This is a genomic window from Pseudomonas sp. AO-1 (assembly GCF_019775695.1).
GTDB classification, from domain to species: Bacteria; Pseudomonadota; Gammaproteobacteria; order Pseudomonadales; family Pseudomonadaceae; genus Aquipseudomonas; species Aquipseudomonas parakoreensis.
On sequence record NZ_CP079947.1, the window covers coordinates 2,764,209 to 2,790,529 of the forward strand.

The window sequence follows — 26,321 nt, forward strand, 5'->3', positions numbered from 1 at the left end:
GCATGTCGGAAGGGACTGCCGGGGCCGCAACGAGAACTCTGAGTTTGCAGGACGCGCCGCTCGTCAGCGCGTTCCGGCAAACGTGGCAGCAATGGTCGCTGGACTGGAACCAGTTGCCCAAGGACAACGAGGACGAGACCGAACTGGTCGACAGCGTGGTCGAACTTTCGACCCAGGCTTCGCAACGCTTGTGGCGCACAGCGTATTCGCGGGTGGGCGATTCGGCCACTGAGCAGGTCAAGGCGCTGGTCTATGCCTTCGTTGCGCTGGTTGATGAGACCCTGTTATTCAGCCCGTGGCCGGGACAATCGGCGTGGCAGAGCAAACCGTTGGAGTCGCGTCTGTATTCCACGCGTCAGGCTGGCGAGCAACTGCCGGCGGCGATTCAAACGCTGCTCGATGAACAGCAACCGACCAGCCGCGATCTGGCCAATGTCTACCTGCAATGCCTGATCCTTGGCTTTCACGGACGACTGCGCGGCGAACACAGTCAGGCACAACTGGAAAAGTGGCGGCTGGCGCTGTTCCGCTTTGCCTGGCAAGACGAAGCCGACTACGCCGGTGTCAGTCAGCGCCTGGTGCAACCCTCGCAGGTCCCGCCGTTGCAACTGCCGGTACGCACGGCGTTGCCGGACGGATTTCGCCTGGCACTGGGAATTATCGCAATGGTTCTGCTGCTGACTGGCATCGGCCATTTTCTGTGGCGCGACATCCGCGCGGAACTGGAACCGGTGCTGCAAATCAGCGCTTCAGTGGTGGCTCCGGAGCAAGACTCATGAGCACTTTGACGATTGTCGCGTGGGTGGTGGCGCTGTTGTTATTGCTGCTGATCATCGCGATTTTGGTGTGGTGGCTGCGGACCCAGAGCGGCGCGGCGATCCGCAGTTTCTATACGTCGGTGCGGCACATGGAGCAAGAGCAGGGCACTCACGACCGCTACCAGATACCGTGGCTGTTGATGCTCGGCGACGAACGCCAGGGCACGCAATTGGTCAACGAATGGCACCTGCAACCCACCGACAAGCCAGCGTGGTTCGGCCGCTGGTGGTCGGACCCCGAAGGCGCGGTGCTGGTGGTGCCGCAGGCCTTGTTCCTGCCCGAAGACGGCATGCACTTGCAGCGCGGAGGCTGGTGGCGTCTGCTCGGGCTGATCTTGCGCCTGCGCAGCAAACGTCCGCTGGACGGGATTGTCTGGACGGTGCCAGCCAGTCGCCTGGGCAACCTGGAGCAGGCCACCCAGCTCGGGCTGGCGGCACGCCGCCGCTTTATCGATCTGCTGCAGCGTTTCGGCTTGAGTGTGCCGGTGTACGTGATCATCACCGGGCTTGAAGAGCTGCCGGGATTTCAGGAGCTGATCAGTGCACTGCCCGACGAGGCCCGTGATCGCACTTTGGGCTGGTCATCGCCTTACCCACGCGATGCAGTGTGGCAGGGCCAGTGGAGCGATCAGGCCATGGATCGATTGCACCGAGCACTGGCCGAAGCGGTGATTGAGATCGGCACGCTGTCCGGGCACCTGAGCGCGGACCTGTACGCGTTGCCGGAACGTATCGAAACATTGCGCCGTGGTTTGCAAAACGTACTGGAGCCGGTATTTCAAGGTAATGCGCAGGGCGAGGCCGCGTGTTTTCGCGGTCTTTACTTCAGTGCCAATCAGCCAGCTGACGATGCGCTTGATGGCTTTTGCGCTGACGACAGCGGCCTGCAACGCAGTGCGTTCGTGCGTCAGTTGTGGCGTCAGCGAGTGGTTGGCGAGCGGGGGCTGGCCCAGGGCGTGCCGCGCCTGTTGCGCTTGCGTCAGCGCTGGCAGCGAATCACTGCCGGCGTCGCGTTGGTGGTCGGGGTGGTATGGGCGGTGGCGATGGTCTGGATCTGGCGCGATTCGGTGCGCGATGCTCACGAATTGGCGCGGCTGATGCAGGGCGCGCAGAAGAGTTATGTCGCGGTCACCGACGAAGCGCATCGCATCGAGCCGACCCGGCGTAACGTGCAGAGCTTCTGGCGCGTGCTGGAAAAAGCCCCGCACTGGCACTATGCGTCGCTGGTGTTTCCGAGCGCGTGGTTTTCCTCTTTCGACCTGCAACTGGAGCAGGAGCTGTTCCGCTCTATCCAGCGCCATATGCTGGTGCCGCTGCACGATCTGCTGGTCGCGGAGCTGGCGAAGATCAAGGCGATTCGCAGCACTGAGCGGCGTGCCAGCGTCGAGAGCGAGGACCCCGCGCAATGGCAGAACTATCAGAAGGCCACGGATCTGGTGGATCGCGCGTTGCGTCTGGAGCAGCAGAACCAGTTGTTCGGTGAAGTGCAGAATAACCAGCGGGTACCACTGGATGATCTGGTGCAACTGAGCAACAGTGCGCTGTCACTCAACCTCAACCCCGCCACGTTGCCCCATGCCGCTTATTACAACCGCTTGCTCGCGGCGGGGGATGGCGGTGACTTGCAGGCGCTGGACCTGAGCGTGGAACGGCCGCTGATTGTCAGCAATTTCAACGGGCTGATGGAGCGCTGGCTCGACCAGTATTTTCTCGCCGACAACTTCGTCAGCAAGGCCGGCTACCTCAAGCTGCATCTGGAACAACTGGAGGCCGGCAGCGGCAATAGCCTGAGCGAGCTGGAAGACCTGCGCGCCCTGATCGATGACCTGCAAGCGGCGATCGCTCTGACCAACTCGACCTGGAGTCGCGGCAAGGGGCAGGAACTGGTACCGGGTTATCGCGACTTTCTCGACAAGGTACGCAAGAGCAGCTTGCTCGGGCCAGCGGTCGAACAACAACTGGACGCCCAGGCGAGCAAGTTGCAGCAGAGCTTTCGCGATCAGTGGATTGCCCAGGTCGGTTCACGCGGCAACCTGCTGGTGCAGCAAGGCAGCGGGCAACTGGCGTTGCAGGATCAGGTGGTGAAACTCAACAACGCGGTGCAGGCGCTGTTCCGGCGCGATTTTGTTTCGATCGCAATGCGTGCCACGCAAGATAACGTCAACATGCAGGGCCAGACCGTTGACGGCGACGACCTCAATACCTCACTGAGCTACTTCGCCAGCTATAAAAGTTATGTCGCCGAAGAGCTGCCGCGCATCCCGCCGGTGTATCGCGATGCGCTGCTGCAGGCTGCCGAAACGGCCGCTGCACAGGCAATGTGGCTGAGTCTCAAGGATCATAACGATCAGACACATCCGTACGCGGTCTTCAATGTTCAGGCCGAACAGGCCATGGCCCTGCAGAAGGCTTTTGTCGAGGTGCACCGCAGCGATCTGGCTGCGCGTCTGCAAAGCGCGTTGAACCGACGCGCGCTGGCGCAGATCGTCAGTGGCCTGGACGAAATCACCGCGCAACCGCTGTTTGGCGGGCGCACTGAAATCAGTCAGTGGGATGGTTCGAAAAACCTTGGTCTGCAACTGTACGGCGCCAGCGATGTACAGGACTTGAAGCTGAGCCTCAAACAGCAGTTCAACACCATGCTCGGTATCACCGAACGTCGCGCGCCAGCCCTGCAATGGCTGATGACCCAGCAGGGCAACCTGTCGGCGCTGGATTACGAGCGAGTGACGCAGTTCAGCGCACTCAACGATGAATTGCTCAAGTACAAGGACGCCAACCCGGCGAGTTCTCCGGCGCAGATCGAGCAACTGGTCAGTCGTGATTTCGTCGAGATGGACACTGCTTCCTGCCTGCAGGTCCTGCAAACAGCCAACCTGACGGGCGGGCGTGGCACCCTGGCGATGCGCGCGGTGGAATTGCAGCAGTCGGCGATGCAGCGCTGCCAATTCCTGCAACAGCAGCAAGCGGCTGCGGCGTGGAATGAGCTGGCTACCTATTTCAATCAATACCTGGCCGATCGCTTTCCGTTTGCCAACGGTGTGCAGGCGCAAGATGCCGACCCGGCGCGGGTTCAGCACTTTCTCGAAATCATCGACAAGCGCCTGCCGGTGGCGCAGGCCGGACTGATCCTGAGCCAGACTCCGGAGCGCCTGGCGGCCGAAGACTTTCTCAAGCGCCTGAAGCAGGCCAGTGTGTGGCTGACGCCGCTGTTCGTGCGCGACAAGAGCGGCATTCTCGGGGTTGAAATTGATGTGCGCTGGCGCACTGATCGCGAGGAGGAGAAGGGGGCCGATCAGGTGATCGCCTGGGGCCTGTTGGCGGGCAATCAACAGGTCAACTACCCCGGTGCCGAACAGCCGAACCTGCGCTGGATGGTCGGCCAGCCGATCCGCCTGACCCTGCGCTGGGCACGTAACGGCAAAGAGCGTCCGGTCAACGATCCGTTGCAACCGAACCTGGTGGTGCGCGACCTGGAGGCGGGCTGGGAGTACGGCGGGCCGTGGTCGTTGTTGCGGCTGATGCGTGCGCATTTCTCGGTGCAGCGGCAGCCGAATCTTGATTACACCGACTTTCCACTGACGTTGCGTCTGCCGGTGACGGCGGCGACCGACAGTGTCACCAGTGAGTTCACACGGATGTTCGTGCGCTTGTCGCTGATGAGTCAGGGCTCGAAATTGCCGCTGGCGATCTCGCCGCTGCCGACCCGCGCACCGCGCTCGCCGTATCAACAGACCGGCGCCACCGCCGCGCTGGATGCCCGCAACGAGGAGGGTTTGTGAGCCTGCCATCGACGACTCTGCCGGACCTGATCGATCAGTTGCTGGCGCCCATCACTGCCGAGCAGCCCTGTGGGACGGATTTGCGTTACGAACGTGAGTACGATCAGTTGCGCGATTTGCGCCGCGAGGACGACACCAGCCTGCCGACCGGGGTCTGGCAGTCGGCAGTCAAGCGGGCGAATTGGCCGGAGCTCGAAGCGTTGACCACGGTCTTGCTGCTGGAGCGCAGCAAGGACCTGATGCTCGCCGCGTGGCTGGGCGAGGCGTGGCTGCATCTGCAGGCACTGGATGGTTTGCCCGGCAGCCTGGCGCTGATCGCCGGCCTGTGCGAACGCTATCCCGAGCACCTGCATCCGCAGGCCGAGGACGGTGATCAGTCGTGGCGGGTCATTCCGCTGGAATGGCTGGTGCGGCGCTACAGCGATGTTCTGCTGACGCGAGTGCCGCTGTTCGGCACGCACAACAGTGATTTCGAGGTTTACACCCTCGACGTCTGGCGCCGCTTGCAGGTGCAGCAAGTCAAGGCCAATGACAGCAAAAACGCCAAGGCCTCGTCTGACGTCGCGCGCAACGAACAGAAGAAACTCGACGATCAAATACGCGTCACGCCCATGGCGTTCTGGCTGCGCATGCAGGGTAACTTACTGCTGAGCCTGCAGCATCTGCAGCGACTGGACGCCTGGAGCGAGGCGTATCTGGGCGATCAGGGGCCGGGATTTCGCCCCTTGCAGGAAACCATTCAAGCGTTGCTGACACTGGTTCAGGAGTTCATTGCCATGCACCCGCAACAACCGGCACCACCGCCTGCGGTAGTTGAGGCGCCTGTCACCGAGGTTCAGACGGGCGAAGCAGCGTCGGTCGCACAGATTTTCCGTGAGCCGGCCAGTCGTGAAGAGGCTTACCGCCAATTGCTGCTGATTGCCGAATACCTGGCCCGCACCGAGCCCCACAGCCCGGTGCCTTACCTGATTCGGCGCGGGGTAGAGTGGGGCAACAAGCCGTTGAGTGAATTGCTCGGCGAATTGATCAGCGCCGACGCCGAGTCGCGGCGTTTGTGGACCTTGCTCGGCGTGCTTTAGTGCACGCGTTGATTGCCCAGTTTCGGCGGTAGCTCAACCGGCGTCAGCACCGGTTGCCCCGAAAAGAATGCCATCAGGTTTTTCCCCACCAGTTCCACCGTACCTTGTGTGGCTTCTGGCGACAGACCGGCGACATGCGGCGTGAGAATCACATTGTTCAGGGTTTTCAGCGCATCGGGCACCTGCGGTTCGTGATCGAACACGTCCAGCGCAGCCCCGGCAATCCGTCGTTGCTCGAGTGCGCTGATCAACTCGGCCGTGGCGATCACGCTGGCCCGGGCGATATTGACGATGAAACCGGTCGGGCCCAGAGCATCAAGTACCGGGCGCGTCACCAGATGCTGGGTGCCAATCCCGCCCGGCGTGGCGACGATCAGAAAATCCGAGGCCCGTGCCAGTTCGGTCGGCGTGGAGCAGAACGCATAGGGCACATCACTGCGCAGCTGCCGGTTGTGGTAACTGATCTGCATGTCGAAACCAAGGTGAGCACGCTTGGCAATCGCCATGCCCACCGCCCCCAGGCCGAGAATACCCAGGCGTTTATTGGCCAGCGACGGGCGCATGATCTTCGGCCATTCACCCCGGCGCACCGCCGCGTCGCAGCGCGGAATGTCACGCACCAGTGCCAGCAGCATGGCCAGGGCATGGTCGGCCACCGACGAGGCGTTGACCCCGGCGCCGTTGGTCACGGTAATCCCGCGATCGCTGGCGGCCTGCAGGTCGACGTGTTCGTAACCGGCACCGATCACGGTGATGATCTTCAGCGCCGGCAGGGCGGCGATTTCCTCGGCGGTCAGGCCCAGCGGGCCACGAGTCAGTACAGCGTCGATCCGTGCCCCGTGGGTGGCGATCGCTTGCGCGCGTTCGGCAGGGGTTGGCGCGAGGATCAGATGAAAGCCCTGATGCTCGAGAATCGGCAGATAGTCATTGATGGTTTCAACCAGTACCAGAACGGTGGCGGGCATTGCGCGGCTCCTGTGATCAATGGCGGTTCGGTCGCGAATATCGTGTCAGAGTGCTGATTCCAGAGCGCTTTGGCAATGATGGCCGCAGCCCCGCTTCAGCCAGTGTAGGAGCTGAAACGGGGAGCGCGCGGGCGCTTCGTCAGAAGCTCGCCCCGGTATCGTTGATCGGCTGCACGAAGGCGCCAACGAGTCCAGTCAACTGGCGTATTGGGCGATGCCGTTGCCGAACGACCAGTTCTCCTTTTTGACTTCCACCAGATTGATGAACACGTCTTCCAGGCGAATGCCCAGTTGACTGTTCAGGCTGTGCGCGATGGTCTGGTACAGGGCTTTTTTCTGCTCCAGCGTCCGGCCTTCATTGAGGGTGATCTGGATGATCACCAACTCATCGCTGCGCTGGATGCCCAGGTACTGCGGGTCGAAGATGAAATGCTCGCCGTCGTGCTCGTTGAGGATCTGGAAGTTGTCGTGCTCCGGTACGTTGATGGTGCTGCGCATGGCGGCGTAGATCCGCTCGCCGATGCGTTTGGCGAAGGTGGGATCAGAGTGCTTTTTGATTTCGACGCGGACGAGGGGCATGGGCAAAGACTCCGTGGGGCAAGGGACTCCTCTCACGCTAGAACATGTCGGCCAGATTGAAAGTGTGGGGTGATGAGCTCGCCGCTGTTTTTGTACGAGGCTACCTACGTTTTTCGCGGATTTTGCCTACGAATTTGGCAGATGCGTCTGCTACCGGAATGGTGATGAACAAGCAATCATGAGGCACAAAGCAGCTCGGGTAGTGACTACCAACAGCCAAGGAAGGCAAATGCTTCAAAACAATCGAGAACACCTGGAACTCGAAAGGATAATGAGTGAAATACGGAAACTGGCGGCCGAGAGAAAAAAGCTTATCGCGGAAGAAAAGAAGTTGAGGTGGGATACGTATTTTTATCCGTTTGCGGTAGTCACTGGGGTGTTGACCGCAACAGCGGCCGTAGTAGGACTTTCACTCAAGTTTTAAGTGTTCGCGTTTGTACCATTCAACCCCACTCTCTAAGAAGGAAATCACCATGAGTACATTTGACCGTCAGGCCATGATTGAACGGGCAGATCGAGAATACGATGAGGACGTTGAAAGAATGCGCATCAAAAACAAGGGCGATATGTACCCAATCTGGGGAATGCTGGCGTTCGGCCTGTTTTGCATGTCACTCGGATTTCTCCTGGCTCGATCAATCTGATCAGGCCTTGCCAGTGGATTTGGCGCTGGAGCTTGTCGAAAAACGACATTTCACGTATCTGAAGCCGACAGCTATTTTCCCGAAAACGACAACCCGCTGATCTGCTCCGTACAACCATTCCTCAGCTAAGTCTTTGCTTATGCTCATTTATCACGGAGAATCGCGCCCCTGTTTCGGCCGGAGCATGTCTGTCGGTTTTTTCCGACGCGTCCCGACCGAGTGGCAAGTGACCGGAATGCGGAGATCCGACCGGATGAATGATCAGGCCAATAGCGTCGACGAACGCTATGAAGCGGCAGCACCAGCTGAACTGTCGAGCTGGAATCGCCATGACACCACGTGGATGTTGGGACTGTTCGGGACGGCCATTGGCGCCGGTACCCTGTTTTTGCCGATCAACGCCGGTCTGGGTGGCTTCTGGCCGCTGGTGATCCTCGCGCTGCTGGCCTTCCCGATGACGTTCTTTGCCCACCGAGGCCTGACCCGCTTCGTCCTCTCCGGTCGCGAAGGCGCCGACATCACTGACGTGGTCGAGCAGCATTTCGGCATCAAGGCCGGTGCGCTGATTACCCTGCTGTACTTCTTCGCCATCTTCCCGATCCTGCTGATCTACAGCGTCGGCCTGACCAACACGGTCGCCAGTTTCCTTGAACACCAACTGCACATCACGCCGCCACCGCGCGCGCTGCTGTCGTTCGTGTTGATCCTCGGCCTGCTCGCCGTTGTGCGTTGCGGCGAGCAGGCCATCGTCAAGGCGATGAGCCTGATGGTGTATCCGTTCATCGTTGCGCTGCTGTTCCTCGCGGTGTACCTGATTCCGCACTGGAACGGCGGCATTCTCACCACCGCCTCGCAAGTGCCGGCACCGTCGGCGTTGCTGCACACACTGTGGCTGGCGATTCCGGTGATGGTGTTTTCGTTCAACCACTCGCCGATCATCTCGGCGTTTGCGGTGGATCAGAAGCGTCGCTACGGTGTCAACGCTGACCAGCGCAGCTCGCAGATCCTCTGCCGTGCCCACCTGTTGATGGTGGTGATGGTGCTGTTCTTCGTCTTCAGCTGCGTGCTGACCCTGTCGCCGGAACAACTGGCCGAAGCCAAGGCGCAGAACCTGTCGATCCTGTCGTACCTGGCCAACCACTTCAGCAACCCGACCATCGCGTTCGCGGCGCCGTTGATTGCGTTTGTGGCGATCTCCAAGTCGTTTCTCGGTCACTACATCGGCGCCAGCGAAGGCCTCAAAGGCCTGATCGTCAAGAGCGGCAAGCGTCCGGGCGCCAAGGCGCTGGATCGCATCGTGGCGGCGTTCATGCTGGTGGTGTGCTGGATCGTCGCAACCCTGAACCCGAGCATTCTCGGGATGATCGAGACCATCGGTGGCCCGGTGATCGCTGCGATTCTGTTCCTGATGCCGATGTACGCGATCCGCAAAGTACCGGCGATGGCGCGCTATCGCGGGCAGGCGTCGAACGTGTTTGTCACCGCCGTAGGTCTGGTGGCGATTTCGGCGTTGATTTATTCGCTGACTGCTTGAAGATCAAGAGATCGCAGCCTGCGGCAGCTCCTACAGGGTTTGTGTATACCTGTAGGAGCTGCCGAAGGCTGCGATCTTTCGCTTTTCAGCTACAGTAGGCCGCTGCGCATCTCTCATGCACAGCGGCTTTTTTTCGTCTGGAGACAGTGGATTGTCGAGTACGGCCCAACCGGTAGAACCCACCAATCGCTGGCGTGACATCCTCGCCGGCCTGTCGATTGCCGGGCTGCTCTTGCCCGAAGCGGTCGCTTATTCGACCATCGCCGCGCTGGCGCCGCAGGCCGGCGTGATTGCCCTGTTTGCCGGATTGCTCTGCTACGGGCTGTTTGGCACCAGCCGCTTTGCCATTGTCTCGGCCACGTCTTCGTCAGCGGCGGTGCTGGCGGCGACCACCGCGACCATGGCCAATGGCGACCCGCAGTTACGCGCGACGCTGGCGGTCGGCTTGGTACTGGTCACCGGTGGGCTGTTCTTGCTGGCGGGGATCTTTCGCTTCGGCAGCGTGACTTCGTTTATCGCCAAACCGGTATTGCGCGGTTTCGCCTTCGGCCTGGCGCTGACGATCATCCTCAAACAGGTCGCCAGCGTGGTCGGCGTGCACCTGACCGACGCCAATCTGGTGCGCTTCGCCCCGCAATTGCTCGAACAATTGCCGCAATGGAACTGGCCGGCGGCTGCTGTCGCTGCGGTGGCTCTGCTGTTGTTGAGCCTGTTCTCCCGTTTTCCACGGGTGCCCGGCGGTTTGCTGGTGGTGGTGATCGGTATCGTCGCCGGGCAATGGTTGAACCTGCCGGCCCACGGTGTGAAGTTGATCGGCTTGATCGACCTGAGCCTGGAAGTACCGAACCTGCCGGTGCTGCCGTTTGCCGACTGGCTGCGGCTGGGGGAGGTGGGGTTCGCGCTGGTGATGATTCTGTATGCAGAGTCGTACGGCTCGATCAGTGCGTTCGCCCTCAAACACGGTGATCGTGTGACCTCCAACCGTGATCTGCTGGCGCTGGGGGCCTCGAATCTGTTGTCCGGATTGTTCCATGGCATGCCGGCGGGGGCCGGGTATTCGGCGACGTCGGCGAACGAGGCAGCCGGGGCGACGTCACGCTGGGCCGGTGGCGTGGCGGCGCTGGTGGTGCTGGTGATCGTGCTGACGGTATTGCCGTGGATCGCCCTGACGCCGGAGCCGATTCTGGCGGCCATCGTGATTCATGCGCTGGCGCGTGGCTTGAGTCTGCAGCCGCTGGGGCGCTACTTCGTCTGGCGCCGGGATCGGCTGCTGGTGATGTGCGCGGTGGGGGCGGTGCTGGTGCTGGGCATTCTCGACGGCTTGCTGGTGTCGGTGGCGATCAGCGTGTTGCTGATGCTCAAACAGATGTCGGCGGCGGACATTCAGGTGCTCGGGCGAATCGACGGCGGGCACGATTTTGTCGATTTGCAGCGACATCCAACGGCGACGGTTGAGCCGGGAGTGCTGATTGTGCGGCCCAGTGAGGCATTGTTCTTTGCCAATGTGGAGCGGATTCTCGGTGCGGCGCTGCATTTGATTCGTCATTCGCAAGTGCCGCTGCACACGGTGATCCTCAGTCTGGAGGAAACCCCGGACCTGGACGGCACCAGTATCGAGGCGATGCAGGAGTTTTTCCTGCGGGTGCATCAGGAGGGCAAGCGGCTGATTCTGGCGCGGCTCAAACAGGAAGCGCTGGTCGCGTTGGAGGCGTTGCCGGAGGTAACGGCCAACGGGGTGATACTCAGCGGGCTGAGCGTCGATGGTGCGGTGCAGCAGGCCTTGAAGCCTGACGCCTCCCTGTAGGAGCTGCCGGAGGCTGCGATCTTTTGATCTTGCTTTTTAAAATCAAGAGCAAAGATCGCAGCCTTCGGCAGCTCCTACAAGGAATGATGTGGAACAGAGCACGCATAAAAAAACGCCGCGCATCTCACGATGGGCGGCGTTTTCTATTGCTTTGTAACGTCAGGCTTGAACGACCGGAATCTTGGCGTTCGCAGCCGCTTCACGGAACTCGGCGATCTGGTCGAAGGACAGGTAGCGGTAAACATCGGCCGCCATGCTGTCGATCTTGCCAGCGTATTCCATGTACTCCTCGACGGTCGGCAGGCGACCCAGGATCGAAGCCACGGACGCCAGTTCGGCCGAAGCCAGGTAGACGTTCGCGCCGTCGCCCAGACGGTTCGGGAAGTTACGGGTCGACGTCGAGACCACGGTGCTGTTCGGCTCAACGCGTGCCTGGTTACCCATGCACAGCGAGCAGCCTGGCATTTCCATGCGCGCGCCGGCCTTGCCGTAGATGCCGTAGTAGCCTTCTTCGGTCAGTTGGTGAGCGTCCATTTTGGTCGGCGGCGACAGCCACAGACGGGTTGGCAGCTGACCCTTGACCTGATCCAGCAGTTTACCGGCAGCGCGGAAGTGACCGATGTTGGTCATGCACGAACCGATGAACACTTCGTCGATCTTCTCGCCAGCGACGCTGGACAGCAGACGGGCGTCGTCCGGATCGTTCGGCGCGCACAGTACCGGCTCGTTGATCTCGGCCAGATCGATTTCGATGATTTCGGCGTATTCGGCGTCGGCATCGGCTTCCATCAGTTGCGGGTTGGCGATCCAGGCTTCCATCGCTTGCGCACGACGTTCCAGGGTACGTGCATCGCCGTAGCCTTCGCCGATCATCCAGCGCAGCAGGGTGATGTTGGACTGCAGGTACTCGGTGATCGACTCTTTCGACAGCTTGATGGTGCAACCGGCAGCCGAACGTTCGGCCGAGGCGTCGGACAGTTCGAATGCCTGTTCCAGGGTCAGACCTTCCAGGCCTTCGATTTCCAGGATGCGGCCGGAGAAGGCGTTTTTCTTGCCTTTCTTCTCGACGGTCAGAAGACCGTTCTGGATGGCGAAGTAAGGAATGGCATGAACCAGGTCACGCAGGGTGATGCCAGGTTTCATTTTGCCTTTGAAGCGCACCAGGATCGATTCCGGCATGTCCAGCGGCATGACGCCGGTGGCAGCGGCGAACGCGACCAGACCGGAACCGGCCGGGAACGAGATGCCCATCGGGAAACGGGTGTGCGAGTCACCACCGGTACCGACGGTGTCCGGCAGCAGCATGCGGTTCAGCCACGAGTGGATGATGCCGTCGCCCGGACGCAGGGAAACGCCGCCGCGGGTCATGATGAAGTCAGGCAGGGTGTGGTGGGTGGTCACGTCGATCGGCTTCGGATACGCCGCGGTGTGGCAGAAGGACTGCATCACCAGATCAGCGGAGAAGCCCAGGCACGCCAGGTCTTTCAGTTCGTCACGGGTCATTGGACCGGTGGTGTCCTGAGAACCTACGGTGGTCATTTTCGGTTCGCAGTAGGTGCCAGGACGAACGCCTTTGCCTTCTGCCAGACCGCACGCCTTGCCGACCATTTTCTGCGCCAGGGTGAAGCCCTTGGTGCTTTCAGCCGGTGCTTCCGGCTTCTTGAACAGGTCGAACGCAGGCAGACCCAGTTCGGCACGCGCCTTCTCGGTCAGGCCACGGCCGATGATCAGCGGGATACGACCGCCGGCACGGACTTCGTCCAGCAGCACAGGGGTCTTCATTTCGAAGGTGGTGATGACTTCGTCGGTACCGTGCTTGCAGACTTTGCCGGCGTGCGGGTACAGGTCGATCACGTCGCCCATGTTCATGTTCGACACGTCGAACTCGATCGGCAGTGCGCCGGCATCTTCCATGGTGTTGTAGAAGATCGGAGCGATTTTGCTGCCGAAGCAGAAACCGCCAGCGCGCTTGTTCGGCACGTAAGGGATGTCATCGCCGAAGAACCACAGCACCGAGTTGGTCGCCGATTTACGCGAGGAACCGGTACCGACCACGTCACCGACGTAGGCGATCGGGAAGCCTTGACCGCGCATTTCTTCGATCTGCTTCATCGGGCCGGTCTTGCCTTGCTCGTCCGGAACGATGCCGTCACGGGCCATTTTCAGCATGGCCAGGGCGTGCAGCGGGATGTCAGGACGCGACCAGGCGTCTGGTGCCGGGGACAGGTCGTCGGTGTTGGTTTCGCCGGTGACCTTGAACACGCGCAGGCTGATCTTGTCGGCCAGGACAGGGCGCTTCTTGAACCACTCGCCGTCAGCCCAGGATTGCAGCACGGCTTTGGCGTGAACGTTGCCGTTCTTGGCTTTTTCAGCCACGTCGTGGAAGGCATCGAACATCAGCAGGGTGTGCTTGAGTTCTTCGGCAGCCACTGGCGCCAGCTCGGCGTTGTCCAGCAGTTCAACGAGGGTCACGATGTTGTAGCCGCCCTGCATGGTGCCGAGCAGTTCTACAGCGCGCTTCTTGTCCAGCAGAGGGGAGGTGACTTCGCCTTTGGCCAGGGCCGACAGGAAACCGGCTTTGACGTAAGCGGCTTCGTCCACTCCTGGTGGTACGCGATTGGTGATCAGGTCAACGAGGAAAGCTTCTTCGCCAGCCGGAGGATTCTTCAGCAGCTCGACCAGGCCTGCAGTTTGTTCGGCGTTAAGCGGCTGGGGAACGATACCCAGGGCTGCACGCTCTTCGATATGTTTGCGGTAGGCTTCAAGCACAGTTATTACCCTCATCAGTGGTCCCAAATGGGTGTCCGGGACGCTCATCCCGAAATTGCCGTACTCATGCACCGCACGACGTTGTGAGTCGTTTGGCCAGAATTACCGGCAATTCCTTACAGAAGCTGCTTTCAAAGTTTTACGCCTGCAGAACGGGGAGCTGATGAGGGTTGGCGTTGGGCTTTTCCCCGCTGGAAAAACCCTTCGCCAACACCGCTCTGAAGGAACGACTGTGCTCGTGACGCTTTGAAAACAGCTTCTAACGGACATTGGCGCCTTAAAAGGCTGGCTGATTCTACGGCAAAAAAAATTTAAAGGTAAGTCGCGCTCTATTGGACTTTGGTGGCGTTGTGCGCGGGCGAGGCAAACCGCGAGCCAGCGCTTGCCCCTGACGTTTGAGGGGTGATCAATGCCTGACAAAGGGCTAACATGCCGGCCTGTTCCGCGTTTCAGTGTTTTGCCAATTTATGCCCAATCAGACCATCAAGACCCCCTGCGTCGGCCTCTGCTCCACTGTTTACGGAGATCTGGTGTGCCGTGGCTGCAAGCGTTTCCACCACGAAGTGATCCACTGGAATGGTTACGGCGAGGAGGAAAAGCGTGCGGTGTGGTTGCGTCTGGAGCAATTGCTGTCACAAGTGATGGCGAGCAAGGTCGAGATCTTCGATCCGGCGCGCCTGCGCCAACAGCTGGAGCAGCGCAAGATCCGCTTCGTGCCGCATCAGTCGGAATATTGCTGGGCCTATCAGCTGATTGCGCGCGGGGCGCGGGTGATCATTAATCTGGAAGCCTATGGGATGGTGTTGCTGCCGGAGTTCCGCGACTGGAACCTGCCGGAACTGCGCGATGCCATTGATCGGGAATTCTTCCTGTTGTCGGAAGCGCATTATCAGCGCTATATCGCCCCCGGCTTTCTGAAAGACGCCTTCGGCGCCTAGAAGCTTCGCGAGCAGGCTCGCTCCCACAATGATCGGAGCGGAATGCAAATATTGTGGGAGCTGGCTTGCCAGCGATGAGGGCGGTGCATCCAATATCAATGTTGACTGACCCACCGCTATCGCTGGCAAGCCAGCTCCCACAGGGATATGCATTCCAACTGTGGGAGCGAGCCTGCTCGCGAAGGCGCCGGTTCAGGCACCGTAATCCTCAGTGTTTCACCGCCAACTCCACCAGATGATCCTCAACCTCCTGCGGCTTGAGCACCAGCACGTCGCTTTCCAGTGCATCCAGCACCACTTCAGCGGTATTGCCGATCAACGCGCCTGACAACCCGCTGCGTGCCACGGTGCCGATCACGGTCACCGCCGCCTGCAGCTTGTGCGCCATGAACGGAATCAACACATCCGCCGGGCCTTCCTCGATATGCAGGTGCTCGTCGTCCACATCGAACTCGGCCTGAAACGCCTTGCACTGCTCGCGGTACCGCGCTTCGATGGTTTCCTTGAGCTGGAAGGTCGGATCCGCGGCCGAGAGCATGGGCGACGGATGCGCCGTGATCACATGCAGATGCGCCTTGGCCAGGCTGGCAATGTCGTAGCCATGATCAATGATCGTGGTGTGCAAATGCCGGTGTTCGCCATCGGCATTGCCCACGTCCACAGCCGCAAGAATCACTCGATCTTTCCAGGAGGTGGATGTTTTCACCAACAGCACCGGAGTCGGGCAGTGGCGCAGCAGTTTCCAGTCGGCCGGGGTCAGCAGAGCCTTTTTCAGCGCGCTGTCGGGATAGTGCTGTTTGATCACCAGCCCGCAACCTTCGGCCTGCTGCACGTCGATGATGGTCTCGTGCAGGCTTTCGTTCCACGCCTGTTCGGTGGTCACGCTGTAGCCATCCGCCAGCAGTGCGGCTTTGAGCACGCCAAGCATGCCGGCGTGGTCGTGCTTGCGGTCACACACCAGCAGGTGCAGATGGGCCTGGGTCACGCCGGCGATCAACTTGGCGCGCTTGAGCGCCAGGCTTTCCGAATGTTCGGGTTCGATGACCACCAGAATGCTGCGAATGGCTTGCATGAGCGGAGTCTCCAGCAAAGAAAAGGCACGGCGTTGCACAACTATAGTTGCTGCTCATGCGCCTGCGACTTGATGCATATCAACGCCTGCGACTGGTGGTCTGCGGGCAGGCCGGTATAATCGGCGGCCTTTGCTCGTACACCTTTTACCGTGAGCCTCATGATCCTTCCCGAAATCCACGAATTCCTTGGCTGCCGCACACCCGACGCCTGGGTCCAGGCCGCACTGGCCGATCAGGAAACCCTGCTGATCGACCACAAGAACTGCGAGTTCAAGGCCGCCAGCACCGCGCTGAGCCTAATTGCCAAGTACCATTCCCACGTCGACCTGATCAACATGATGTCGCGTCTGGCCCGGGAAGAACTGGTGCACCACGAACAAGTCATGCGCATCATGAAACGCCGCAAGATCGAGCTGCGCCAGTTGCACGCCGGGCGCTACGCCTCGGGCCTGCGCAAAGTGGTGCGCAGCCATGAGCCGGTGAAACTGGTGGATACCCTGGTGGTCGGCGCATTTATCGAAGCGCGCAGTTGCGAGCGTTTCGAAGCGCTGGTGCCGCATCTGGACGAAGAACTCGGCAAGTTCTATTTCGGCCTGCTGAAAAGCGAGGCGCGGCACTTCCAGGGTTATCTGAAACTGGCTTACCAGTACGGCGACGCGAAGGACATCGCTCAGGTGATCGACAGGGTGCGTGCTGCCGAGCAGGAACTGATCGAATCGCCTGATGAAGAGTTTCGCTTCCACAGTGGTGTGCCGGCTGCCGCATAACCTGTAGGAGCTGCCGAAGGCTGCGATCTGTTGATCTTGTTTCAAAAATCAAAAGATCGCAGCCTTCGGCAGCTCCTACTTGTTAAAAACTCTTAAGAGTATGAAATATCACCGAAAACCGGCCCCTGCGGCCGGTTTTTGCTGCCCGAAACAACGCCTCGCCGACGATTGCCGCCATACTGTCGACCATTTCACACATGGGTTGGCAGACGGTCGTTATGGATAACCTGGGTTTTGGCAAAGTCTTGCTGGTCGAAGACGATGAACGTCTGGCCACGCTGATTGCGCACTTTCTCGAGCAGCATGGCTACGAGGTGCGCGCGGTGCATCGCGGCGATCTGGCGGTGGCCGCGTTTCTCGAATTCCAGCCCAAAGTGGTGGTGCTTGATCTGATGCTGCCGGGGCAGAGCGGGCTGCACGTGTGCCGGGAAATTCGCAGCGTGTCGGACACGCCGATTGTCATCCTCACCGCCAAGGAAGACGACCTCGACCACATTCTCGGCCTGGAATCCGGCGCCGACGATTACGTGATCAAGCCGATCAAACCGCCGGTATTGCTCGCTCGGCTACGCGCCTTGCAGCGTCGGCAGATGCCGGAGGCCGGCGTGGTCAGTGCGCTGGAGTTCGGCCGCTTGAGCATCGACCGCAGCTGCCGCGAAGTGCGGCTGGCTGGCGAGATCATCGAGATGACCACCATGGAATTCGAGCTGCTGTGGCTGCTGGCCAGCGCCGCCGGCAAAACCCTGTCCCGCGATGACATCCTCAACCGCATGCGCGGTATCGCCTTCGATGGGCTCAATCGCAGCGTCGACGTGTACATCAGCAAGTTGCGCAACAAACTCAAGGACAATCCTCGTGAGCCGGTGTGCATCAAGACCGTGTGGGGCAAGGGTTACCTGTTCAATCCATTCGCGTGGGAGCTGTAGATGCTGCGGTTATTCCTCGGGCTGTTTCTGGTGATGACGGTGGGCCTGGTCCTGGCCCTGCAAACTGTCGAACACACCTTCAACGCGTTGCTCGACAACCAGATGCAGGCCTACAACCGTGAGGCGGTGCGCGGGCAGGCGTGGTCATTGGTCGAGCACATGCGCGATCAGCAAGGCGCGGCGCGTGAACAGCAGCTGGAAGCGTTGCGCCCGCACTACGGCTTGTCGCTGAAGCTGATCGAAGCCGATCAACTGGACCTCAGCACCGAGGAAAAGGCCGAACTGGCGCAAAACCTGTTGGTGATCCGCGACAACTACACCCAATTCATCAGCAACATCGACGGTGGCTCGCAACTGCTCAGCATCAAGCTGCCGCCCGAACCGAGCCTGATGCCGTTCTACATCGCGGTGGCTTACGCGATGCTCGCGGTGCTCATCGGCATCGTGCTGTTCTTCTGGGTACGCCCGCACTGGCGCGATCTGGAAAAACTGCGTCTGGCCGCCGAGCGCTTTGGCGATAACGATCTGTCGGTGCGCATTCAACTGTCGAAACGCTCGAACATCCGCGATCTGGCGGAACACTTCAACCTGATGGCGGCGCGCATCGAGAGCCTGATCGCCAATCAGCGCGAGCTGACCAACGCGGTCTCCCACGAATTGCGTACGCCGATTGCGCGGCTGTCGTTTGAACTCGACCAGCTCAAGCAACAGCCGGACGCCAACCAGAACCGCGAACTGATCGCCGACATGTACGCCGACCTCGGCGAGTTGGAAGAAATGGTCTCCGAACTGCTGACCTACGCCAGCCTCGAACGCGGTGCGACGGTGATCAAGCGCGAAAACATTCAAGCGGCCAACTGGCTCGACAGCGTGGTCGGCAGCGTTGCGCTGGAGGCGGAAGCGGCGGGGGTGCAGTTGCTGATTGGCGACTGCCGGCTCGACACCGTGCGCATCGAGCCGCGGTTCATGGCGCGGGCGGTGATCAATCTGCTGCGTAACGCCATACGTTATGCCGAGCAGCGGGTCGAAGTGACGCTGGTGCGCAGCGGCGATTACTACGAAGTGCGGGTCAACGACGATGGCCCGGGGGTGCCGGTGGAAGGCCGGGAGAAGATCTTCGAACCGTTCTCGCGGCTGGATGCCAGTCGCGACCGTCGTACCGGCGGATTCGGCCTGGGGCTGGCGCTGGTGCGGCGGGTGTCGCAGTCCCATGGCGGGCAGGTCGAGGTCGGGGAATCGGTGTGGGGTGGGGCGTCGTTCCGGATGACCTGGGCGCATCTGGACTGATCTGCGTTGTCGGTTCCAGCCCTATCGCTGGCAAGCCAGCTCCCACAGGTTTCTCGGCGTACACAAAACCTGTGGGAGCTGGCTTGCCAGCGATAGGGCCATCAAAGCCAGCGCAAATCCATGCTCATTTGACCAGCCCCAAGCGCTCATGCCACTGCGCAATCGACTCCTCGGGATACACCGCAAACTGCTTGTCCTTGGGCTTCGCATCCACTTCGACCCAGGGCGCCTTCGACCCCAGCATCAAATGCGTGTGCTCCGGCGGCACCGGCAGTGGCGTATCGATGGCCGAGGCGAACGGATGAATCAAGTCCGGCCATTCCGGGCTGAACAGCCACAAGCCGCTGCCGCACTGTGAGCAGAAATGCCGTTCGGCCGTGCTGCGATGGGCACGTTTGTCACCTTCGTCCTTCATCCTGGCGTGGTAGATGCTGATGTGCTTGCGCCCCTGAACCTTGAGGCTGGCCGCGTCGCCACCCAGGTTGATCGCGTAACCGCCACCGCCCTGGGTCTTGCGGCAGATCGAGCAGTAGCAGCGTTGATAGGGATAGGGATGGGCGCTGGTCAGGCTGAAGGTGACGGCGCCGCAGTGGCAAGAGCCTTCGAGGTGCATGTTGGGCCTCCGGTTGGCTGGATGGGTTTGAATGAGCCTAGAAGAATTGTGTGAATGTGCCGACGCCATCGCTGGCAAGCCAGCTCCCACAGTGATTTTTTGGTGTGCGCGGCTTTGCCATTCGACACAAAACCTGTGGGAGCTGGCTTGCCAGCGATGAACGATAACGCGGAGCCACTGGACGCCTGCTCAAGGCCCGGTCAGCATGTCCCCAAAAAAGGCACCCCAACCCATGCGAAGACTCCCCTCACTGGCCGCCCTCAGAACCTTCGAATGCGCCGCCCGCCACGCGCATTTCGGCCGGGCTGCCGCCGAGCTGTGCGTCACCGACAGCGCGGTCAGCCACCAGATCCGTCAGCTCGAAGAGCAGCTCGGCGTTTCGCTGTTCATCCGCGAAGGCCGGCAGATCCGCCCGACCATCGCCGCCGGGCGCCTGATGCAGAGCCTGCAGCAGGCCTTCGAATTGATCGGCGAGGCCTGCGATGAACTGCGCGATCCATCCTCGCTGGCGGTCGTGCGTCTGGCGGTCACCGCCGAACTGGCGCAGAAGTGGCTGATGAACCGCCTCACCGATTTCTATGCGCGCTATCCGCACATCACCCTGCATCTCTACGAACAGCCGATCGACGCCAGCGCGCCCGGCGAGGACATCGATCTGGCGATCACCTACGGCATCGGACCTGCAGACAGCAGTTCCTACTTCGTGCGGCCGTTGCCGGCGCTGCAATTCTTCCCGGTGTGCAGCCCCGGGCTGTTCAACCAGGGCGCTCTGAAGTCGCCGAAGGACCTGGTGCGCCATTGCCTGCTGCACGACGATCAGGATGGCAAGACCTGGACAACGTGGCTCACCAGCCACGCCGGCGATCTGCGCCCGCAGCGTCAGTTGTATTTCGCCCATGCCGGGTTGGCGCTGGAAGCGGCGGCGCAGGGGCAGGGCGTGGCGATGGGCGACAACCTCACCGCGCACGAGGACCTGCTGAGCGGGCGACTGGTGCGGCCGTTCAGCGCGAGCATGACCGCGCTCGGCCAATACGCGCTGGTCTGCGAGCGGCTGCGGCTGGAGCGTCCGGCGGTGGCGCAGATGCTCGAATGGTTCAACGATCAGTTGAGCGATTGATGAGTTGAATTCAACGGTTCCGCAATAATCATCGTTGGCGGGCCTGCCGTCCGCGACCTTAGCCTGTGGTCATTCCCCACCCAAGACGAGGTTTGACCATGGCACGTTTGCTCGACTCCACCCCCAAACACGACGGCTTCCGTCTGCCCGGCGAATTCGAAGCCAAATCCGGCTGCTGGCTCGGCTGGCCGGAGCGCACCGACGTGTGGCGCAACGGCGCGAAACCGGCGCAGAAAGTCTGGGTGCAGATCGTCACCGCCATCTCCCACAGCGAACCGGTCACGGTCTGCGCCTCCGCCGCGCAATTCGCCACGGCGCGTCGGCAATTGCCGCCGCAAGTGCGCGTGGTCGAGATGACCTGCAACGACACCTGGTTTCGCGACAGCGGCCCGTGCTTTGTGGTCAACGATGAAAGCGGCGAAGTGCGTGGCGTCGACTTCGAATTCAACGCCTACGGCGGCCTCGACGGTGGCCTGTATTACCCGTGGGACAAGGACGACCAGATCGCCAGCAAGATCCTCGAAATCGAACGCTTCGACCGTTACCGCGCACCGCTGATTGCCGAACTCGGCGGCATCCAGAGTGACGGTCAGGGCAGCATCCTCACCACCGAACAGTGCTTGCTCAACCGCAATCGCAACCAGCATCTGGGCAAGGCCGAGGTCACTCGGCGCCTGACCGATTACCTTGGCGCCGAACAGGTGATCTGGCTGCCACGCGGCTGCAAGTTCGACGAAACCGATGGCCATGTCGATGACCTCGCGTGCTTCGTGCGCCCCGGCGAAGTGGTGCTGCAGTGGACCGACAACCGCGATGACCCGCAATGGGAAATCTATCAGGAGGCCTACGACATCCTGCGCAGCACCCGCGACAGCCGTGGCCGCGCGTTGATCGTGCACAAACTGCCGCAACCGGACGTGCTGGAATGGACCGCCGAGGAAGCCGAAGGCCTCGATCAGCAGGACAACACCCATACCCGCCAGGCCGGCACCAGAATCTGCGCGTCGTACATCAACTACTACGCCGGCAACAGTTCGATCGTGGTACCGCTGTTCGGTGATCGCAACGATCAGGTGGCCATGGCGACGCTCGCCGAACTGTTCCCGCAGCACAAGATCGTCGGCATCGAAAATTCCCGGGAAATCCTCCTCGGTGGCGGCAACGTCGCGTGCATCACCATGCCGCAATACGCCGGCACGTCTAATCGCAAGGGGGTGTGATGATGGGCCTGCACAAACTGACTCAAGCGTTATTGCTGGTGCTTGCACCCCTGTGTGTGCAGGCTGCCGAAGCGGCGAAACCGGTGGTCAATCTGTACATCTGGGGCGAGTACCTGGCCCCGGATACGCTGAAGAATTTTGAAGCGCAGACCGGCATTCAGGTGGTCGCCGATCACTTCGATTCGCTGGAAACCGTGGAAACCAAACTGCTCACCGGGCGCAGCGGTTATGACCTGGTGCTGACCGCCGGCCAGCACCTGTCGCGGGCCATCGAGAGTGGTGCGATCCAGCCGCTGGACAAGGCCCGGGTGCCACACTTTGCCGGGGTTGGCGAGGAGTTTCGCCAGCACATGGCGGTGTTCGATCCGGGTAACCGTTACGCCGGCATTTATGCCTGGGGCACCACCGGCGTCGGCTATCAGGAGCAAGCGATCAAGCAGCGTTTACCAGAAGCGCCGACCGACAGCTGGGCGATGCTGTTCGACCCGGCGGTGGTGGCGAAATTTGCCGACTGTGGCGTGAGTCTGCTCAACGATCCAAACGAAGTGTTCGCCGCAGTCATGAAGTACCTGGGCCTGGACATCAACCGGCAGAATCTTGATGACCTGAAACTCGCCGAGCAGCAACTGGCGAAGATCCGCCCGTACATCCGTTACTTCGACAACGACCTGAACATCAGCGACCTGGCCAACGGCAACACCTGCGTGGCGATGTCGTGGAACGGCAACGTGGCGATTGCAGCCGGGCAGGCGCAAGCGGCGAACAAGCCGTTCCAGCTCAGCTACCGCATCCCCAAAGAGGGCACGTTGATCTGGTTTGACGCCATGGTCATTCCCAAGGATGCGCCGCATCCACAGGCCGGGCTGGCGTTGATGGATTATCTGATGACGCCTGAGGTGATCGCGCCGATCACTGACACCATCCACTACGCCAATGCGATCACGGCGGCGGATGCTTTGGTTGATGCGTCGATCCGCAATGATCCGGGGACGTACCCGTCAGCGGCGGTGCGGGCTTCGCTGTACAGCAAGAATGACAATGGCAAGGCGTTCAATCGGGCTTTGATTCGGGCGTTCAGCAAGTTGAAGTCAGGTCTCTGATTTGAGGTTGAATCAACTGGCGCCTTCGCGAGCAGGCTCGCTCCCGCCTTTGCAACGCATTCCCTGTAGGAGCAGCCTGCGGCAGCTCCTACAGGGGTTTGGGTACGCGCCACAAATACCAGGCTGCCACCGTCCGATACGGGCTCCACGCCAAGCCGATCTCGATCATCTGCTTGCGCGTCGGCTGCACCTCCAGCCCCTTCAATCGGCGATAGCCCTCGCGCACGCCAAAGTCATCCGCCGGCAAAATATCCATGCGTTCCAGGCTGTAGATCAGCAGCATCTCCACCGTCCAGCGGCCAACCCCGCGCAGGCTGACCAGACGTTCAATCAACGTCTCGTCGTCCATAACCCGCGCGATGGGGTAATCCGGTACCACGCCGTCCAGCGTTGCCTGGGCGATGCCCTGAATCGTTGCAATCTTGCCCGCCGAAAAGCCGCAGCCGCGCAGTCGATCAAAGTCGGTCGCGAGAATCTGTTCAGGCCGGGGAAACGTCTGCCCGGGAAACAACGCCACCAGGCGCCCGACAATCGCGTCCCCGGCCTTGGCGTGCAGTTGCTGATAGGCAATCGCCCGCACCAGCGACTGATACGGATCACGCGTCGGGTGCGGTTGATGCAGACACGGGCCGACGGCGGCAATGTGGCGCTGCCAGTCTGGGTCAAGTGCGGCCAGATGTTCGCTTGCCGCTTGATAGCACTCAGTCATGATCTTTCAGCAAACATCGCCATCCTTTGGAGAGAGTGTTCAAAACGCCAGGGGGCGCGTGAGCTGCACCGCAGCGTTTTCCAGCCTCAGCAGAAACGCCTTGCGTGGCTGCCCACCACCATAGCCGGTCAGTGAGCCATCCGCGCCAATCACCCGATGGCACGGGACCACGATCGACAGCCGATTGTGCCCATTGGCCAAGCCTACCGCGCGACTGGCGCCGGGTTTGCCCAAACGTGCCGCGATGGCACCGTAGGTGCTGGTGTGGCCGTAGGGGATGTTCAGCAGTTCGTCCCAGACTTGCCGGTCGAACGCGCTGCCGGGCAGGTACAGTGGCACGCTGAAGGCGCTGCGGGTACCGGCGAAATATTCCTTCAGTTGCTGTTCGATCTGCTGCAGATGCGCATTGTGCCCCGGTGCGACCACGTAGCCGTGACGGGCCTGCAATTCCTCGACTTCGCGGGTCAGCGCCGGGCGGTCGAGAAACTCCAGCAACACCAGTCCCCGACGTTCGGCCATGGCGATCATCGGCCCCAGTGGTGTGGTCAGGCGGGTGAACAGCAGCGGTTCGCTGTTGGCCGCGCGGCCCGGGGTGATGTGGAAGGATTTCTGGAACGCGTCACGAAAACCGCTGAGTGATTCATAGCCGGAGTCAAACGCCGCGTGATCAATCGAGGCGCCCTGGCGAATGCCGCCCAGCGCCATGCCGAGCCGGCGCGTGCGCAGCCATGCATGGAAGGTCATGCCGAAATGCTGCTTGAACCAGCGTCGCAGCTTCAGCGGTTCGATGCCTTCGGCCAGCAACTGGGCGTCACTCCAGCGCACCTCCGGGTCGGCATCGACGGCTTTGAGCAGGCGCTGCACCCAATCGGGTGCGATGGCTGCAGCGTCCAGCGGTTTGCAGCGCAGGCAGGCGCGATAACCGGCGCTCAGGCACTCATCGGCATGAGCGAAGAATTCGACGTTTTCCGGCTTCGGCTTGCGCGCCGTGCAACTGGGGCGGCAGAAGATCCCGGTGGTTTTCACGGCCGTGAAGAACACCCCTTCGTAGGCGGTGTCGCGTTCGAGCATGGCGCGAACCATCTCGGCGTGGGGCGGCAGCAGTGCGGTTTGTATGTTCATGGCCAGAGCTTAAATCCAGGATTTCGATGGCTCCACCGAAAAATCGACAGTGAATTTCCAGAACCTCTGAACTACCGTGTAGGAGCTGCCGCAGGCTGCGATCTTTTGATCTTGTCTCTTAAAATCAAAAGCAAAAGATCGCAGCCTGCGGCAGCTCCTACAGAGTGGGTGAGGTGTCGAGTTCATGCATCCGTTTTCGATTCAACATATTGATCACATCGTCCTGCGTGTCGCCGATCTGCAGCGCAGTATCGATTTTTACCGCCAGGTCTTCGGTGCCGAGGTGGTCAGACACAACGAACCACTGGGTCTGGTGCACCTGCGCGCCGGAACTTCGATGATCGATCTCGTCGACTTGCAAGGCGAGCTGGGCAGGAAGGGCGGCGGTGCAGCCGGTACCGAGCGGCGCAACGTCGATCATTTCTGCCTGCGCATCGACCCGTTCGACGAGGCGGCGCTGGTCAGCCACTTGCAATCCTGCGGCCTGACCGTGGACAAAGCCGCCAGACGCTTCGGCGCCGAGGGCTACGGCCTGTCGCTGTATTGCTTCGACCCGGACGGCAATCAGGTCGAACTCAAAGGCCCGTCCGAGGCTTAAGCACGTTTGGCGAACAACAGCACTGAAGCGGCCGCCGACAGTAGCCCTGCACAGCAACGGTTGAAGACCCGTTTGCCGCGCGGCTCGGCGAACCAGCGGCGCATGTGCAGGCCCATCCACGCATAGGCGCCGATCGCGATCCATTCCAGCAGCAGGAACAGTGCACCGAGCACGGCGAATTGCGCCGGCACCGGGCGGCTCGGGTCGACAAATTGCGGCAGGAATGCGGTGAACAGCAAAATCGCTTTCGGATTGCCCGCCGCCACCAGAAACTCCTGACGCGCCAGGCGCCAGAATCTCACCGACGCTCCCGCCATTTGCTGCTCGGCCTCGGGATTGGCGCGCCACAGTTGCCAGGCCAGGTACAGCAGATACGCCGCGCCGATGATCTTGATCGCATGGAACAGCCATTCCGAGGTCTGCAGCACCACTGACAGTCCGGCGCCGGCGAGGGCGATCATCCCGGCGAACGCGATAATCCGCCCGATACCGGCGGCGCAGGCCCGGCGATAGCCATAGCGGGTGGCATTGCTGACTGACAGCAAATTGTTCGGGCCGGGGGCCATATTCAAGGCAAAGCAGGCCGGAAGAAACAGCGTAAGCGTGGCGAGATCCATGGATGTGGGCTCCAGAAGCGATGCCGCATTTTTATCACAGGCGGCGGCCGCGTTGACCCATACAGTCTCGCGGCGCTGTCGCGGTACAGCCTTGGCAGTTCCTTCAATCCAGTCGAACTTTTCCGATTGACCGGAACTCTCAAAAGTCTGAAGGCGCTGGTTTCGTCAGAAAAATCTATGCGCCAAGTCAGAAAAAGGCGTTTGCCGTGTAATATTCGTCCAAAGCTGCAAATACCCTGCCGGCCCCGAAGCGGCCCCAC

The 26,321-nt window shown here is 61.0% G+C and carries 22 protein-coding genes; 14 read left to right on the forward strand and 8 right to left on the reverse strand.

Annotated elements, in window-relative coordinates; translation table 11 throughout:
* Positions 1-2: 2 nt before the first annotated feature.
* The 3 genes from KVQ82_RS12880 to tssA are packed head-to-tail and all read left to right on the forward strand — an operon-like array spanning position 3 to position 5,679.
* Positions 3-779: a DotU/TssL family secretion system protein gene (locus KVQ82_RS12880; RefSeq protein WP_222019067.1), complete on the forward strand. Its 777-nt coding sequence runs from the start codon at positions 3-5 to the stop codon at positions 777-779.
* Positions 776-4,600, forward strand: a complete 3,825-nt coding sequence (locus tag KVQ82_RS12885) for a type VI secretion protein IcmF/TssM N-terminal domain-containing protein (protein WP_222019068.1) — start codon at positions 776-778, stop codon at positions 4,598-4,600. The genes KVQ82_RS12880 and KVQ82_RS12885 overlap by 4 nt, the downstream gene beginning before the upstream one ends.
* Positions 4,597-5,679, forward strand: a complete 1,083-nt coding sequence (tssA, locus tag KVQ82_RS12890) for a type VI secretion system protein TssA (protein WP_222019069.1) — start codon at positions 4,597-4,599, stop codon at positions 5,677-5,679. The genes KVQ82_RS12885 and tssA overlap by 4 nt, the downstream gene beginning before the upstream one ends.
* On the opposite strand, the gene KVQ82_RS12895 is transcribed toward tssA, so the two are convergent.
* Positions 5,676-6,644: a 2-hydroxyacid dehydrogenase gene (locus KVQ82_RS12895; protein ID WP_041067386.1), complete on the reverse strand. Its 969-nt coding sequence runs from the start codon at positions 6,642-6,644 to the stop codon at positions 5,676-5,678. The two genes, tssA and KVQ82_RS12895, sit on opposite strands and share 4 nt — an antisense overlap.
* 195 nt (positions 6,645-6,839) lie before the next feature.
* Complete coding sequence (locus KVQ82_RS12900; protein WP_222019070.1) at positions 6,840-7,223, reverse strand: tautomerase family protein; 384 nt, start codon at positions 7,221-7,223, stop codon at positions 6,840-6,842.
* Positions 7,224-7,696: 473 nt separating this feature from the next.
* Here KVQ82_RS12900 and KVQ82_RS12905 point away from each other — a divergent pair, with 473 nt between their 5' ends.
* From KVQ82_RS12905 to KVQ82_RS12915, 3 genes are all read left to right on the forward strand, one after another.
* On the forward strand, positions 7,697-7,867 hold the full coding sequence (locus KVQ82_RS12905) for a hypothetical protein (protein WP_174377316.1): 171 nt from the start codon (positions 7,697-7,699) through the stop codon (positions 7,865-7,867).
* Positions 7,868-8,120: 253 nt separating this feature from the next.
* A complete protein-coding gene (locus KVQ82_RS12910; RefSeq protein ID WP_041067380.1) occupies positions 8,121-9,401 on the forward strand; it encodes an HAAAP family serine/threonine permease in 1,281 nt (426 codons plus the stop codon).
* A 151-nt stretch (positions 9,402-9,552) separates the two neighbouring features.
* Positions 9,553-11,205: a SulP family inorganic anion transporter gene (locus tag KVQ82_RS12915; RefSeq protein WP_108182978.1), complete on the forward strand. Its 1,653-nt coding sequence runs from the start codon at positions 9,553-9,555 to the stop codon at positions 11,203-11,205.
* Between the two features lie 159 nt (positions 11,206-11,364).
* On the opposite strand, the gene acnB is transcribed toward KVQ82_RS12915, so the two are convergent.
* Complete coding sequence (acnB, locus tag KVQ82_RS12920; RefSeq protein WP_041067375.1) at positions 11,365-13,974, reverse strand: bifunctional aconitate hydratase 2/2-methylisocitrate dehydratase; 2,610 nt, start codon at positions 13,972-13,974, stop codon at positions 11,365-11,367.
* A gap of 467 nt (positions 13,975-14,441) precedes the next feature.
* Between acnB and KVQ82_RS12925 the strand changes: the two genes are divergently transcribed.
* Complete coding sequence (locus KVQ82_RS12925) at positions 14,442-14,912, forward strand: DUF1289 domain-containing protein (protein WP_007965774.1); 471 nt, start codon at positions 14,442-14,444, stop codon at positions 14,910-14,912.
* A gap of 208 nt (positions 14,913-15,120) precedes the next feature.
* On the opposite strand, the gene KVQ82_RS12930 is transcribed toward KVQ82_RS12925, so the two are convergent.
* A complete protein-coding gene (locus KVQ82_RS12930) occupies positions 15,121-15,984 on the reverse strand; it encodes a universal stress protein (protein WP_041067371.1) in 864 nt (287 codons plus the stop codon).
* A gap of 159 nt (positions 15,985-16,143) precedes the next feature.
* Between KVQ82_RS12930 and KVQ82_RS12935 the strand changes: the two genes are divergently transcribed.
* The 3 genes from KVQ82_RS12935 to KVQ82_RS12945 all read left to right on the forward strand — a co-directional run bounded on the left by KVQ82_RS12935 (position 16,144) and on the right by KVQ82_RS12945 (position 18,965).
* On the forward strand, positions 16,144-16,752 hold the full coding sequence (locus tag KVQ82_RS12935; RefSeq protein WP_108182977.1) for a tRNA-(ms[2]io[6]A)-hydroxylase: 609 nt from the start codon (positions 16,144-16,146) through the stop codon (positions 16,750-16,752).
* Between the two features lie 218 nt (positions 16,753-16,970).
* Entirely contained in the window at positions 16,971-17,678 is a 708-nt protein-coding gene (locus KVQ82_RS12940; protein WP_027613172.1) for a response regulator, read from the forward strand.
* Positions 17,679-18,965 carry an ATP-binding protein gene (locus KVQ82_RS12945; protein WP_182404344.1) on the forward strand — a complete coding sequence of 429 codons (1,287 nt, stop codon included), beginning with the start codon at positions 17,679-17,681 and terminating at the stop codon, positions 18,963-18,965.
* Positions 18,966-19,089: 124 nt separating this feature from the next.
* Here KVQ82_RS12945 and KVQ82_RS12950 read toward each other — a convergent pair whose 3' ends face one another.
* A complete protein-coding gene (locus KVQ82_RS12950; protein ID WP_174377312.1) occupies positions 19,090-19,578 on the reverse strand; it encodes a GFA family protein in 489 nt (162 codons plus the stop codon).
* A 232-nt stretch (positions 19,579-19,810) separates the two neighbouring features.
* Here KVQ82_RS12950 and KVQ82_RS12955 point away from each other — a divergent pair, with 232 nt between their 5' ends.
* From KVQ82_RS12955 to KVQ82_RS12965, 3 genes are all read left to right on the forward strand, one after another.
* Positions 19,811-20,695 carry a LysR substrate-binding domain-containing protein gene (locus tag KVQ82_RS12955; RefSeq protein WP_222019071.1) on the forward strand — a complete coding sequence of 295 codons (885 nt, stop codon included), beginning with the start codon at positions 19,811-19,813 and terminating at the stop codon, positions 20,693-20,695.
* 98 nt (positions 20,696-20,793) lie between these two features.
* On the forward strand, positions 20,794-21,915 hold the full coding sequence (gene aguA / locus KVQ82_RS12960; RefSeq protein ID WP_222019072.1) for an agmatine deiminase: 1,122 nt from the start codon (positions 20,794-20,796) through the stop codon (positions 21,913-21,915).
* A gap of 2 nt (positions 21,916-21,917) precedes the next feature.
* On the forward strand, positions 21,918-23,015 hold the full coding sequence (locus KVQ82_RS12965; protein ID WP_222019385.1) for an extracellular solute-binding protein: 1,098 nt from the start codon (positions 21,918-21,920) through the stop codon (positions 23,013-23,015).
* Positions 23,016-23,103: 88 nt separating this feature from the next.
* On the opposite strand, the gene KVQ82_RS12970 is transcribed toward KVQ82_RS12965, so the two are convergent.
* Both KVQ82_RS12970 and KVQ82_RS12975 read right to left on the reverse strand, forming a co-directional pair.
* Complete coding sequence (locus KVQ82_RS12970) at positions 23,104-23,724, reverse strand: DNA-3-methyladenine glycosylase (protein ID WP_222019073.1); 621 nt, start codon at positions 23,722-23,724, stop codon at positions 23,104-23,106.
* Positions 23,725-23,763: 39 nt separating this feature from the next.
* The gene (locus KVQ82_RS12975) at positions 23,764-24,846 is read right to left on the reverse strand and encodes a bifunctional transcriptional activator/DNA repair enzyme AdaA (RefSeq protein WP_222019074.1); all 1,083 of its coding nucleotides are present in this window, start codon (positions 24,844-24,846) and stop codon (positions 23,764-23,766) included.
* Positions 24,847-25,030: 184 nt separating this feature from the next.
* Between KVQ82_RS12975 and KVQ82_RS12980 the strand changes: the two genes are divergently transcribed.
* The gene (locus KVQ82_RS12980; protein WP_222019075.1) at positions 25,031-25,444 is read left to right on the forward strand and encodes a VOC family protein; all 414 of its coding nucleotides are present in this window, start codon (positions 25,031-25,033) and stop codon (positions 25,442-25,444) included.
* Here the strand turns inward: KVQ82_RS12980 and KVQ82_RS12985 are convergent.
* On the reverse strand, positions 25,441-26,061 hold the full coding sequence (locus KVQ82_RS12985) for a LysE family translocator (protein ID WP_222019076.1): 621 nt from the start codon (positions 26,059-26,061) through the stop codon (positions 25,441-25,443). The two genes, KVQ82_RS12980 and KVQ82_RS12985, sit on opposite strands and share 4 nt — an antisense overlap.
* Between the last annotated feature and the right edge of the window lie 260 nt (positions 26,062-26,321).